The sequence below is a fragment of the Mammaliicoccus sp. K-M42 genome (genome assembly GCF_022386375.1).
Classification (GTDB): Bacteria; Bacillota; Bacilli; order Staphylococcales; family Staphylococcaceae; genus Mammaliicoccus; species Mammaliicoccus fleurettii.
Map to the genome: position 1 here is coordinate 1 of NZ_JAJNIS010000006.1, position 13713 is coordinate 13713.

Genomic DNA, 13713 nt, shown 5'->3' on the forward strand with positions numbered 1-13713 from the left:
CTCGAGCCATACCCCTAGGCAAGCATGCACGTACAAAATCTTAAGATTGTATTTAAATAGATATTGTTAACGATTTTGTAAAGTGCGGACGTCTAAGGGAATAGTATGTGTGAGAGACTACAGGCTCGAACCATACCCTAGGCAAGCATGCACGTACAAAATCGTAAGATTGTATTTAAATAGATATTGGTAACGATTTTGTAAAGTGCGGACGCCTGAGGGAATGGTATGCGTGAGAGACTACAGGCTCGAGCCATACCCCTAGGCAAGCATGCACGTATAAAATCGAATACTTTATAAAAATATGCATATCTCTGGAAACTTAAAGAAATCAAAACAAATGAGTAATTTTTCATATTTTTTAATTTATAATTATAATTATTTTTTGATTATTCACAATTTTAGAACTTATTAAAATTTTATTGAATTTTCTAAATTATAGGGTTAAAATGTTCAATAAACTCACTTGAATTTTCGGAGAAGTTTGGAAAGGAAGCGATTTATTATGAGCAAAATGACGCGAGAGGAAATGGTAAAAACAGTTCCTCAGCATGGATTTTTTGGTCATCCACGCGGGCTAGGAATTTTATTCTTTGTAGAATTTTGGGAACGTTTTAGTTATTACGGAATGCGTGCAATATTACTTTATTATTTATACTTTTCTGTAAGTCAAGGCGGACTTGGATTAGATAAAATTACAGCGCAACAAATTATGGCAATGTACGGTTCACTTATATTCATGACAGGTATTTTAGGTGGATGGGTTGCCGATAGATTAATCGGTTCTCGTAGATCACTCATGTATGGTGCTGTATTAATCATGTTAGGTCATTTAGTCTTATCTTTACCATTCGGTTTAGGTGCCTTTTTAATATCTATGATACTTATAATCGTAGGTTCAGGATTAATGAAACCTAATATTTCAAACGTTGTTGGAGGTTTATACCACAAGAACGATAATAGATTAGATGCAGGATTCGTTATATTTTATATGTCAGTTAATATGGGTGCGTTACTATCACCACTTATTATTGACAAAGTACGTGTAAGCGTAGGCTTCCATCAAGGTTTCTCTATCGCAGCCTTTGGTATGCTTCTAGCTTTAATAGCATACGTATTATTCCAAAGAAAAAGTCTTGGAGAAGTTGAAAATCATCCTTCAAACCCATTGAATCATAAAGAAAAAGTAAAATATGCTAAAATTTTTACATATAGCACGATAGGAATCATTATCCTACTAGGTATTTTATATCTAGTTGGACAACTTACATTTAATTCAATCAGTTTAATCGTATTAATCGTTGGTATAGTTGTACCATTTATATATTGGTCAATTATGTATCGAAGTCCTGATATTGATGGAACTGAAAAATCAAGACTGTTAGCATATGTACCATTATTCTTAGCTTCCGTGTTATTCTGGAGCATTCAAGAACAAGGGTCAAATGTACTGGGCGTATTTGCGCAAGAGCATACTCAATTAGATTTAAACGCTTATGGTATTAATTTTGTTATACCAGCAGGTTGGTTCCAATCTATAAATCCATTCTTTATTGTTATATTTGCACCAGTTATCTCATTCTTGTGGCAAAAGTTAGGGAAATACAATCCCTCTACCCCACTTAAATTTGTAATTGGTTTAGCATTTGCAGGTATTTCATTTATTGCAATGATGATTGCAATGTCTATGCAACAAGCAGAACTTATGAACCCAATATGGTTAATACTTAGCTTCTTCTTATGTGTTATTGGGGAACTTTGTTTATCACCTACTGGATCAAGTGTTTCAGTTAAACTTGCACCAAAAGCATTCTCAGCCCAAATGTTAAGTCTATGGTTCTTAACAAATGCAACTGCACAAGGTATTAACGGACAACTCGTTAAACTTATAGAACCACTAGGACAACAAAATTACTTTGGATTGATTGGTGCAATTGCAATCGTCGTGTCACTAATCGTATTATCCATGACACCAAAAATCAAAAAACTTATGCAAGGTATACATTAGTATATTTTAATTTAAAACGCACGATATCTCGTGAGTCTTCGTGCGTTTTTGCCCGATTTAGTCCGAATCGCACGATATCTTCTGAGTCTTCGTGCGTTTTTGCCTGATTTAGTCTGAATCGCACGATATCTCGAAAGTCTTAGTGCGTTTTTGCAGGAATGGAATCGTCATCCACCTATATCAAAAAAGCACGACATCAGCCTGAATGTGCCGATGTCGTGCTTTTATTTATTTTGATGTTTCTGATACTGCTTCATTAGATTTAGCATATTCGCCGTTCTCGCCTAAGAAATATTCTTCTACTTCTTTCCAACTATGAACTTTTGGCCATTTATTATAATCTCTATTATGATCTGCTGCATACATAATAGAGTGATTGTTAAAGCTTTCTAATTGTTTAGGATTGTCATCAATTAGGTAGTCTGTATTGACGATGCCTTTATCACCACAAAATACAAAATGTTGTGGGCTTAAAAATGGCATATGTTCTCTAAGCCAAGCATATTTATCTGCAAATGATGTTGGTACGTCCATTGCAGCTGTAACAATATATACATCATAATATTCGTTTAATTTTTGAACCACTTCAATCGCATTTGGAAATACTTCTAAATCTCTAAAAAATCCATCTTCCCTTAAAATCTCAGTAAGAACGCCTTGATGTTCAGGCATCATATTACGGATTTTTGTACCTTTAAGTTCTTCCATTGTAACATTTGAAGATGTTTCTTCATTGTAACGTCTTAGTAATTTTTTAATAGTGTCAGCTAGGACTTCATCCATATCAATACCGATTGTTTGCTTCGTCATTGTACCTTCTCCTTTATATATCAATGTCTACTAGTATATCAAAGAAGTTACTGACTTTCCTTTCTTATGACCCCTACTCCTCAAAAAAAGTTTCTAATACTTGTAACATTTTATCATTATGCTCACTAAATCCTATCGTGATTCGAACACCATTCGGAAATGGTCTTGTTATAAATCCTTCTTTAAGTAAATAATCATATAATACTTGAGGTTGGTCAGTATTTACATAGATAAAATTCGTCTGACTATCATATATATGCTCTTTGAAAGAAGCATTTAAAAATTTCTCGATTTCTTGTCTGTTTCTTTGTGTAATATCTTTTAAATAGCTTTGATCTTTTATTGCTGCATCTGCCGCAACTGCTGATAATGATGTTACGTTAAATGGTAGTCTTACTATATCTAGCTGGTCTAATAAAGATTCGTTTGCTATTGCATATCCTATACGTTGCGATGCTAATCCATACGCTTTAGATAAAGTTCTTAATAGGACCACTTGGTTATATTGTGACAACAATTCTAAACTGTTTGGAACATCATGAGCAACCGCAAATTCTATGTACGCTTCATCAATCAACACAATAATATCGTCAGGCACTTTTTTAATAAAAGCTTCTATATCATCATGTGATAAATAAGTACCAGTTGGGTTATTAGGATTACATATCCATATTAATTTTGTCTTATCTGTAATTTGTTCATACATAGCATCTAAATCAAAATAACCATCTTTAAGAGGTGTTGTTTTAACTTGTGCGCTTTCTATGATGGCATGATGTTTGTATTGTCCAAACGTCATATCACTCGTTAATATTTCATCTCCAGGCTCTAATACAGTTCTAGAAATAATCATGATAACTTCATCCAAACCTGAACCGAAAAAGATTTGCTCTTTTTTTACGTTGAGGAATGTACTTAATGTTTCTTTTACTTCAAACTGTTTTACTTCTGGATAATAAAATAATTCATCTAAATTATTTTTAATGGCTTCTTTAACTTTTGGTGAAGGACCATATAAATTTTCATTTGAAGCAAGCTTGACCATTTCTCTATCTATGCCATACTTTTCTTTTAATTGTCTCGGTGATAATCCCGGTTGATATGCCTGTAATTCACTTAACTGTTGCTTCATAATCTAAGACCTCCAAATTGAAATATAAAAAACGGTAAATCGAAATTTACCGTTTTTTTAATTTATTAGTATTATAGACCTAATCATTTTCATAAATCAATGGTATTTAGTTAATCAGATCATTCTTCTCTAAATATTCTTTTGCTACTTGATACGCATCTTCATCTTTAATCGTTACTCTATGATTCATTTCTTGCATCTCTTCATCAGAAATTTTGCCTTTTAATTTATTCATTGCTTTAACAACTTCAGGATGCTCTTTTACAGTTTCTTTCTTCATCAAAGGCGCACCTTGATATGGTGGGAAGAGCTTTTTATCATCTTCTAAAACAACCATACCATATTCTTTAAGCTCAGCATCTGTAGAATACGCATCAATCAAATCAATATCTTTACTTTCAAGTGCTTGATAACGCAATTTAGGTTCCATAGTTTTTACATCTTTAAAGTTCAAATCATATTTCTTCTGAATGCCTTTATAACCATCTTCACGGTCGTTGAATTCTAATGTAAAACCAGGTCTAATATCATTTTCAACTTTTTTCAAATCAGAAATTGTTTTGATATCATGTTTCTTTGCATACTCTTTTTTAACAGCTAAAGCATAAGTGTTGTTATATTTCATCGGTTCAAGCAATTGCATATCAAACTTTTTGTCTAAGCTATTATTTGCTTGCTCATAGACGCCTTTTTCTGATGTAGATTTTGGCGTTTCTTTAGTTAATTCACCTAGCACCGTACCTGTAAATTCTAAATAACCATCTATTTCATCAGATTTTAATGCATTGAACAAGAATGACGTTTTACCCATACCTGCTTTAACTTCTACTGTATTATCAGTTTCTTCTTCGATTAATATTTTATACATATTCGTAATGACTTCAGGTTCAGAGCCTAGTTTACCTGCTAAAGTAATTTTGTCACCTTTTTGAGCAAATAATGGAATCGTTACGGATAATAAGAATATCAACAATATTGTGCCTAAAATAATTAATGATTTTTTATATGAGATTTTCTCTAATATTCTTAAAAATACATCAAAGAAAATAGCTAATATTGCCGCTGGAATAGCACCTAATAATATTAACGAAGTATTATTTCTATCAATACCTAAAAGTATTAAATCCCCTAATCCACCAGCACCAATTAAAGCAGCTAGAGTTGCAGTACCAATGATAAGTACCATGGCAGTTCTTATACCTGCCATCATAACTGGCATAGCAAGTGGTAGTTCAACTTTAGACAATCTTCTTCCTGTTTTCATACCAATGCCTCGTGCCGCTTCAATAAGAGATGGGTCGACTTCTTTAATACCTGTATATGTGTTCCTTAATATCGGCAATAAAGCATAAATTACAAGTGCAATAATTGCAGGAATACGTCCGATACCAAATAGCGGAATCATTAAACCTAATAAAGCAAGAGACGGTATTGTTTGTAATACTGCAGCTATATTAATAATGACTTCTGCTAATTTTTTAGTCTTAGTTAGTAAAATACCTAATGGCACTGCTATTACAACTGCTATTAGCAATGCAATAAATGATAGTTGAATATGTTCTAATAATGTCTCTAATAACTGACCTTTTCTACTTGCAAGTGTCTCAAATAATGCATTCATTATGAAACACCTCTATTCTTTTCTGCCAAATAGCTAAATACATATTGTCTAGTCACGATATGGCTAGGGACATTGTCGCCTTTATCCATTATGATAGCTTCGTGTTCAGCTAATAGCCCATATATATCATCAATTGTTTTAGATGGGTCTACTTTTGGATATTGTTCAATTGAATCTGTATGTACTTCTGATATCGGTTGTGCTATATCACCTAACTTAACTTGCTTTAATACATGTGCATCTACATTACCAATAAATGATTTTACAAAATCATTTTTAGGTCGATGAATAAAATCATCTGCCGTTCCAATTTGTTCTACATGACCTTGATTTAACAAACAAATACGGTCTCCCATTTTCATCGCTTCTTCAATATCATGTGTTACAAAGACGATTGTTTTTTTAATTTTAGACTGAAGTTCTAATAAATCATCTTGTAAATTTTTTCTACTGATTGGATCCAATGCGCTAAATGGCTCGTCCATTAATACAACTGGTGGGTCTGAAGCAAGTGCACGTATTACACCAATACGCTGTTGTTGACCACCAGATAATTCGCTTGGATATCGATTTCTAAAAGTTTCTGGATCTAAACCAACCATATTTAACAATTCATCTACTCGATTAGCGATTTCTTTCTTTTTCCATTTTTTCATTTCTGGAACTTGAGCTATATTCTCTTTAATCGTCATATGTGGAAATAGCGCTATTTGTTGGAGTACATATCCAATATCCCATCTCATTTCAGAAACATCATAATCACTAATCGGTTTATCATTAAAATATATATATCCTTCCGATAATGAAATGAGTCTATTAATCATTTTAAGAGTTGTTGTTTTTCCACAACCTGATGGCCCAATTAAAACAAAAAATTCTCCTTCGTTAATATTGAAACTTATATTATCTACTGCTTTTTTATCCCCGTATATTTTTGAAACCTCTTCAAATTGGATCATTCATAGACACCACATTTCTTTTTATTGTCTGTAACTAAATTACTTTTTAATTATTTACCCTAATGTCACAATAAAATGCCTATAACGCCTTATATTGGTTGTTTATAATTTTTAATAGTATCAATAAAAATTGGACAATAATGTTTCAACTTATAACTTCCAATTCCATCAATTAAAATCATTTCTTTTTTAGATTCTGGCAACTTCTTAGCAAATTGTTCTAAAATTTGATCTGAGAAGATAGATAAAGGTGACACTTCTAGCTCTTTACTTAAATCTTTTCTAACCTCAATTAAGCGTTCAAATAAAGAACGGTCAACATCTGTAATTGTTTGTATGTCTACTATTTCTTTTGGCTTAGTCTTGAATGGTGTGGTCATAATTTCGACATTTCCTCTAAGTACTTCCATAGCATCTTGGTCTACGCTTAATATTTCTTTATGCTCATTTAAATAACCTTTATAACGTAATTCATCTAATAAATGATGACATTCATTTGTTGTATAGTCTTTTAATATACCATACGTACTTAATTCATCGTATCCTAGTGATGAAATTTGAGGGGTTTGTTCACCTCTTAATACTTGTATAATCATATTTCTTTTTTCTTTTTGTTTTAATCTTGCTACACAACTCAATATTTTTTGAGCTTCTGTTGTCATATTGTATGATTTTTCAGATTGAATACAACTTGAACATCTACCACATTCTTCTAATTTCTCATCAGGGTTGAAATAATGTATCATCATTGCTTCAAGACATTTAGTTGTCTTAGTATATTGAATCATTTGTCTAAGCTTTTCACCTTGTTTTTCTTTATACTCATCATCAGCAGGGCTAGAAGATATAAAGAATTTTTGTAGGTCAATATCTCTATCTGAGAACAATAGAATACATTCACTATCTAATTGATCTCGACCAGCTCTACCCGCTTCTTGATAATAAGATTCTATATCTTGAGGCATATTGTAATGAATGACAAATCTTACATTGGATTTATCTATCCCCATCCCAAATGCATTTGTAGCGATTGCTAACTTTATGTCATCTTCAATAAATTTACGTTGGGCACGTTCTCTTTCTTCTTTAGGAAGCCCTGCATGGTACATAACATTTTTAATATTCATATCATCAAGCGTTTCACTCAACTGCTCTACTTGCTTTCGTGTGGAGCAATAAATAATTCCTGATTGGTTAATGTTTGTTCTCACATAGTCTTTAACAAAATTAAGTCTTTGATATGTATTGTTCACTTTAAATGTTAAATTTTCACGTTTAATAGATGTTTCAATAATATCATTTTCAGCAATCCCTAATTTTTGAGAGATATCTGCTTGAACTTCTTTTGTAGCCGTTGCAGTTAAAGCCACTAGTCTAAAGTGATGAGGTAAACTCATGACGTGTGTGATTACTTCTTGGTAACTTGGTCTAAAGTCATGTCCCCATTTAGAAATACAATGTGCTTCATCAAATGCTATAAGTTGAACATCACACTTATTAATCATTTGGATAAAATGTGGTTGGTTAAATCGTTCTGGTGCAATATATAGAAAATCTAACTGTCCTGAAATGAGCTCGCTCTCAACTCTTTTCTTTTCTTTACTCGTTAAAGTACTATTTAAAAATTCAGCCTTAATACCCATCGATCTCAAGCTATCAACTTGGTCTTTCATTAAAGAAATCAACGGACTAATGACAATTGTAAGTCCATCTAAATATAGACCTGGCACTTGATAACAAATTGATTTACCTCCACCAGTAGGCATAACACCTAAAGTGGGACGATGATTGATAACTTTATCTATAATTTCTTTCTGTCCATCTCTAAATTGCTGATATCCGAAATACTCTTTTAAAATATTTTGCATCTATATATACACCTCTATACGCTTATAATCTGTCTGATAAGGATGACCAACGCATATAATCTTCTTCATATTGCGCTTCAATCGATGTTTTTTCATTTGTTAGTTCGTTTAATTTTTCATAATTAGTCGCATGTTCAACCATTTCTTGCTCAAGCTCTACTAATCTTGATTCTATATATTCAATATTTTCTTCTAGTTGTTCAAGTTCTCGTTTTTCTTTAAATGACAATCTAGTAGTTGTTTTAGATTTTACTTCAGCTTTTTGAGCTTCTTTATATTGTTGTGTTGCTTTTTTATCGACTGTTTTTTTATATGCTAAATAATCTTCAAAAGTACCTAGCATTGGTTCTATTTGCTTATCATGGATATACCAATATTTATTAGCCACTTTATTTAAGAAATATCTATCATGGCTTACAGTGATAACTGTTCCACCGAACTCATTAATATAAGCTTCTAAAATTGTTAATGTTTCAGTGTCTAAATCATTTGTTGGCTCATCTAAAATTAAAACATTAGGCTCATGTACTAATAATTTAAGTAAGTAAAGTCTCTTCTGCTCTCCACCTGATAGTTTATTAATTTGTGTGCCATGTGTTTGACTTGGAAATAAGAATCTTTCTAACAATTGTGTAACTGACACAACAGTACCATCTTTCTCTTTAGCTACTTCACTTTCTTTTCTCAAGTAATCTATCATTCTGTCATCAGACGTCAAGCTTTCATCTTGCTGTTTGAAATAAGCTATTTTTACTGTTTGACCAGTAATCAAGTTACCATCAAAAGTCTGGTCTAAGCCACTTATAATGTTAAGGAGTGTTGTCTTACCAGCACCGTTTTCTCCAACAATTCCAATTCTATCGCCCTTTTGTATAATTGTCGTAAAGTCCTCGAATAAAGTTCTGTCACCGATGGACTTCGAGATATCATCTAATTCGAAGACCTGTTTCCCTAATCGAGAATGTGCTAAATTCAAGCTCGCTTCTCCTTGTGTCTTCTTGTTAGACAAATCATCTTCTAAATTATTAAATCTTTGAATTCTCGCTTGTTGTTTAGTTGATCTAGCTTTTGCACCTTGTCTCATCCAATGCAATTCTTGCTTATACAGTGCTTTTTTCTTAACATGTTGCTGAGCTTCTATTTCTTCTTTTTCAGCTCTTGCTTCAATATAAGATTCATAATTACCGGGATAACTTGTTAATTTACCATTTGAAAGTTCAACAATTCTAGTTGAAACTTGATTTAAGAAGTGACGATCATGTGTAACAAACATGATTGTATGAGGGTATTGTTTGATATAATTAACGAGCCATTCTATTCCTTCAATATCTAAATGGTTTGTAGGCTCATCTAACAATAATAAATCAGGTTTACGTATCAATTCTTTAGCTAGTGCAACTCTCTTTTGTTGTCCACCACTCAAAGTAGAAACCTTTTTAAGATAGTCATTTATACCTAGTTTTGATAGAATAGTTTTAACGTCTGCACTGTAATCCCAAGCATTTAATCGATCCATATCAGATTGGTATTGCATCATAAGATCTAAATCTTTAGATTCACCAGTTTGCTGATATCGATTTAAAGCGCTTTCGTATTGGGCAATGACTTTTGTCATTTCAGTTTCATTATTTAATACTTCATCTATTACAGATAAAGATCCATCAAGTTCAGGCTTTTGGCTTGCATATGCTATTTGATATTGGTTAGGATAAGATGTCTTTGCATCATAATCATCATCAATATTTGCTATAACTTTAAGCAAAGTACTCTTACCTGTTCCATTAATACCAACTAGTCCAATGCGTTCTTTGTAAGATACGGATAAATCTAAATCATTAAAAATAACTTTATCACCATATTGCTTATTAAGTTTTTCAATTTTATATGCTTCCATGAATTAACATCCTTTAATTTTCTCAGTTTTCAATTAATATATTATACACTTTTTTTCAAACAAAAGATACGAAGGAGCAAAAACTATGCAAGACTTTTTTACAGAACTACCCCCATATTTACAAGCATTATTCGCAGGTATTATCACATGGCTGTTAACTGCATTCGGTGCATCATTCGTTTATTTGTTTAAAAATATAGACACAAAAGTAATCAATACGATGCAAGGTTTCGCAGCTGGCGTGATGATTGCAGCTAGTTTTTGGTCACTATTACAACCTTCAATTGAGCAAAGTTCTGACTCGGCAATGCCATGGTTACCAGCGGCAATTGGCTTTTTATTAGGTGGATTATTCATTAGATTATTAGACTTTGTTATACCACACGCACACCAAAATGCTGTAGACAAAAGTCAAAAAGTCGAAGGACCTGATACTAAATTAGGTAAAAATACATTACTATTTTTAGCAATCACACTTCATAATATTCCAGAAGGTCTAGCAATAGGTGTTGCTTTTGGTGGAGTAGCAACTGGTAATGATGGTGCTACATTATTAGGCGCACTTGGTTTAGCAATAGGTATCGGTATCCAAAATATCCCTGAAGGTGCAGCACTTTCAATGCCAATACGTGCCTCAGGTTTAACAAGATGGAAATCCTTTAACTACGGACAAGCATCGGCATTAGTTGAACCTGTATTTGCAATGTTAGGTGCATTATTAGTCGTTGTAGCGACACCAGTTTTACCATATGCACTCGCATTTGCAGCTGGTGCTATGATATTTGTAGTTGTAGAAGAATTAATACCCGAATCACAGTCTGGAAATAACACAGACTTAGCCACATTAGGTCTAATGGGTGGATTCACTATTATGATGATTCTAGACGTAGCATTAGGATAAAGACAATCCCCGAAGTTTTGATCAAAACTTCGGGGATTTTTATGAATATATGCTGTAACTAGAGATTTCAGTATGGAAATAGTATTCTATTTATCATGTTGGGCAAGTCTTGATAAGTTCAGCTCGTCTATTTATCATGTTGAGCAAGTCTTGATAAATTCACGGGCTCTATTTATCATGTTGGACCTGTCTTGATAAATTCACGGGCTCTATTTATCATGTTGGACCTGTCTTGATAAATTCACGGGCTCTATTTATCATGTTGTGCCAGTCTTGATAAATTCACGGGCTCTATTTATCATGTTGTGCCAGTCTTGATAAATTCACGGGCTCTATTTATCATGTTGGACCTGTCTTGCAACATTCAGCCTCTCTATTTATCATGTTGGACCTGTCTTGATAAATTCATTTATTCACAATAGAAAAGCCGGGACAAATTAATTTGTCCCGGCTTTTTAATATTAATTTTATTCTTCTTGATAGCCATTACCTGATTTATACTCAAAGTCTGATGGCTTGATTTTCTTGAAGTCTGGATTGTCATAGAACCTGAATAAGTCTCCGTGTAATAATTGATCGGATAATTCTAGTTCTTTTTCAACATTACTCTTGTTTTCTTCTAAATCTTTAGGTTTAGTCTTCATAGGTTTATTGGTCTTGTTGTCGTATGTTGTCGTTCCAATCGATTTATATTCTGGTGTGATAAAGTCACCATTTCTAAATGCGACTGTTTCATCATGTCCTTTAGATAATAAATCTGTACCAAACATTAAGTAGTTATTTGATTTTATACCTAAAACATCAAGTAAAGTAGGCATAACATCAGTTTGACCACCGTATGTTTCATCAACTCCACCTTCTAAACCTGGAACTTTCATAAAGAACGGTGTTCTGTTTAAGTCCATAAATTTAGCTGGTGTGATTTCATCTTCACCTAATAAGTTAGCCATTGCTTTATTATGGTTCTCTGAAATACCATAATGGTCACCATAAATGATGATAACTGAATCATCATACAGGCCTTCTTTTTTAAGTTGTGTCATAAATTTCTCTAATGACTCATCTAAATAACGTGCTGTTTGTACATAACCATCTAATGTTGTACTACCAGTATCTGGTTTCTCAATAGTTGCGTCTTCTTTACTCACTGTGAATGGGTAATGATTTGTTAACGTAATTAAATGAGAATAGAAAGGTTGTTTTTGTTCTTTTAAATGTGATATTGATTCATCAAAGAATACTTCATCTTTTAAACCTAAGTTTTCAAGATTTTTTTGTTGCATATCGTAATAAGTTGCATCATAGAACTTATCTACACCAAAATGTTTGTACACTTGATCTCTGTTCCAGAATGTTTTGTAATCGCCGTGCATGACTGATGTTTCATAGCCTTGCTTTTGATTTAATATTGCTGGTAAGGATTGATAAGTATTGTCGCCTTTCAACGAGAACGCTGATCCTTGTGGTAAGCCATAAATACTATTATCCATCGTTAATTCTGAATCGGCAGTTTTACCTTGACCGGTTTGATGGAAGAAGTTTGGATAATATTTATAACCTTTATTACCTTTTGCTAACGAGTTTAAATAAGGTGTTACTTCTTCCCCATTTACTTTAAAATCAATTAGGAAAGATTGAAAACTTTCTAAATGAATCTTAATAACGTTTTTATCTTTTGCGATACCAAATGTTTCTTTGTTTGGTTCTTGATATTTTTGTTTCGTAAAGTTTTTAACTTCTGTTAAATCATCTTCACTTGCTAAAGCTTTTTGTGAATTATTTTGAATCGTTTTAACACCGTCATATACAGTGAAGTTGTAAGGCCCTAAATATTTAACTAAATATTTATGGTCAAACGTTCTTGTTAATAATTCTGGTCTATCTGACTCAGCAAAAGCTAAGTTTAAGAAAAATAGTGCAACTGCTACGCCCATAACAACTGGGACGAATTTTTTCGGAAATGCTTTTGTAGTAAACCATTTGCTTTTAAAGATAAGTACAAATAAAAACACAATTGTATCTGTAAAATATATAAAATCGTACCAAGAGAACGAGCTATATACTGCACCAGACATAGATTCAACATTACTCACTTGGTTTAAAGTGCTGAATGTTAAGAAATCAGAAAAGAATCTGAAGTATACAACGTTTGCATAAAGCAAGAACGATAATACAAATCCCGTTATAAAAATAAACCAAAATGACTTCTTCCCTTTAAAGAATAAGAACACACTTAGAATTAACGCAATTAAGCTATATGGGTTCATTAATAAAATCAAGTTCTGTACGAGTCCCTTTACCCCGAGTGACAAGTCTACATAATAGGCAAAATAAGTCTTTAATGCTATTGCTAAAATCGTTAGCAAGAAGAATGTAAAGACGCCTATCTTCCTATTTTTAGTTTTCATACCTTTCCTCCGTATCTCAACTCATATCAATTATCATTATTATTTCATTACATATTATTGAAGGTTGTAATATTCTCGTAATATTTATTTATGTTCAGTATTATAATTTATA

9 protein-coding genes are annotated in these 13713 nt (G+C 32.5%); 2 read left to right on the forward strand and 7 right to left on the reverse strand.

Features of this window, described 5'->3' with window-relative positions; all coding sequences use genetic code 11:
- Positions 1–502 precede the first annotated feature (502 nt).
- On the forward strand, positions 503–2008 hold the full coding sequence (locus LQ668_RS05200) for a peptide MFS transporter (RefSeq protein WP_404932024.1): 1506 nt from the start codon (positions 503–505) through the stop codon (positions 2006–2008).
- 228 nt (positions 2009–2236) lie between these two features.
- Here the strand turns inward: LQ668_RS05200 and LQ668_RS05205 are convergent, their stop codons facing one another.
- The 6 genes from LQ668_RS05205 to LQ668_RS05230 all read right to left on the reverse strand — a co-directional run bounded on the left by LQ668_RS05205 (position 2237) and on the right by LQ668_RS05230 (position 10292).
- Complete coding sequence (locus tag LQ668_RS05205) at positions 2237–2818, reverse strand: 5' nucleotidase, NT5C type (RefSeq protein WP_107508990.1); 582 nt, start codon at positions 2816–2818, stop codon at positions 2237–2239.
- Positions 2819–2891: 73 nt separating this feature from the next.
- Positions 2892–3950, reverse strand: a complete 1059-nt coding sequence (gene hisC / locus LQ668_RS05210; RefSeq protein WP_107508991.1) for a histidinol-phosphate transaminase — start codon at positions 3948–3950, stop codon at positions 2892–2894.
- A 106-nt stretch (positions 3951–4056) separates the two neighbouring features.
- Positions 4057–5571 (reverse strand): ABC transporter permease/substrate-binding protein, encoded by a 1515-nt coding sequence (locus tag LQ668_RS05215; protein ID WP_107508992.1) that lies wholly within the window; start codon positions 5569–5571, stop codon positions 4057–4059.
- Positions 5571–6530, reverse strand: coding sequence for an ABC transporter ATP-binding protein (locus LQ668_RS05220; RefSeq protein ID WP_078357358.1), 960 nt, complete (start codon positions 6528–6530; stop codon positions 5571–5573). Before LQ668_RS05220 ends, LQ668_RS05215 begins: the two co-directional genes overlap by 1 nt.
- An 89-nt stretch (positions 6531–6619) precedes the next feature.
- Positions 6620–8398, reverse strand: a complete 1779-nt coding sequence (gene recQ, locus LQ668_RS05225) for a DNA helicase RecQ (RefSeq protein ID WP_107508993.1) — start codon at positions 8396–8398, stop codon at positions 6620–6622.
- 22 nt (positions 8399–8420) lie between these two features.
- The gene (locus tag LQ668_RS05230; protein WP_107508994.1) at positions 8421–10292 is read right to left on the reverse strand and encodes an ABC-F family ATP-binding cassette domain-containing protein; all 1872 of its coding nucleotides are present in this window, start codon (positions 10290–10292) and stop codon (positions 8421–8423) included.
- Positions 10293–10377: 85 nt separating this feature from the next.
- On the opposite strand from LQ668_RS05230, the gene LQ668_RS05235 reads away from it, so the two are divergent.
- Complete coding sequence (locus LQ668_RS05235; RefSeq protein ID WP_078357355.1) at positions 10378–11193, forward strand: ZIP family metal transporter; 816 nt, start codon at positions 10378–10380, stop codon at positions 11191–11193.
- A 467-nt stretch (positions 11194–11660) separates the two neighbouring features.
- On the opposite strand, the gene ltaS is transcribed toward LQ668_RS05235, so the two are convergent.
- Positions 11661–13601 (reverse strand): polyglycerol-phosphate lipoteichoic acid synthase LtaS, encoded by a 1941-nt coding sequence (gene ltaS / locus LQ668_RS05240; RefSeq protein WP_115337719.1) that lies wholly within the window; start codon positions 13599–13601, stop codon positions 11661–11663.
- Between the last annotated feature and the right edge of the window lie 112 nt (positions 13602–13713).

Excerpts from the sequence above, each read along its gene's own strand:
- LQ668_RS05235 (WP_078357355.1), top strand. The coding sequence starts at position 10,378 with ATGCAAGACTTTTTTACAGAACTACCCCCATATTTACAAGCATTATTC.
- LQ668_RS05220 (WP_078357358.1), bottom strand. The coding sequence starts at position 6,530 with ATGATCCAATTTGAAGAGGTTTCAAAAATATACGGGGATAAAAAAGCA.
- LQ668_RS05205 (WP_107508990.1), bottom strand. The coding sequence starts at position 2,818 with ATGACGAAGCAAACAATCGGTATTGATATGGATGAAGTCCTAGCTGAC.
- hisC (WP_107508991.1), bottom strand. The coding sequence starts at position 3,950 with ATGAAGCAACAGTTAAGTGAATTACAGGCATATCAACCGGGATTATCA.
- LQ668_RS05230 (WP_107508994.1), bottom strand. The coding sequence starts at position 10,292 with ATGGAAGCATATAAAATTGAAAAACTTAATAAGCAATATGGTGATAAA.
- LQ668_RS05215 (WP_107508992.1), bottom strand. The coding sequence starts at position 5,571 with ATGAATGCATTATTTGAGACACTTGCAAGTAGAAAAGGTCAGTTATTA.
- recQ (WP_107508993.1), bottom strand. The coding sequence starts at position 8,398 with ATGCAAAATATTTTAAAAGAGTATTTCGGATATCAGCAATTTAGAGAT.
- ltaS (WP_115337719.1), bottom strand. The coding sequence starts at position 13,601 with ATGAAAACTAAAAATAGGAAGATAGGCGTCTTTACATTCTTCTTGCTA.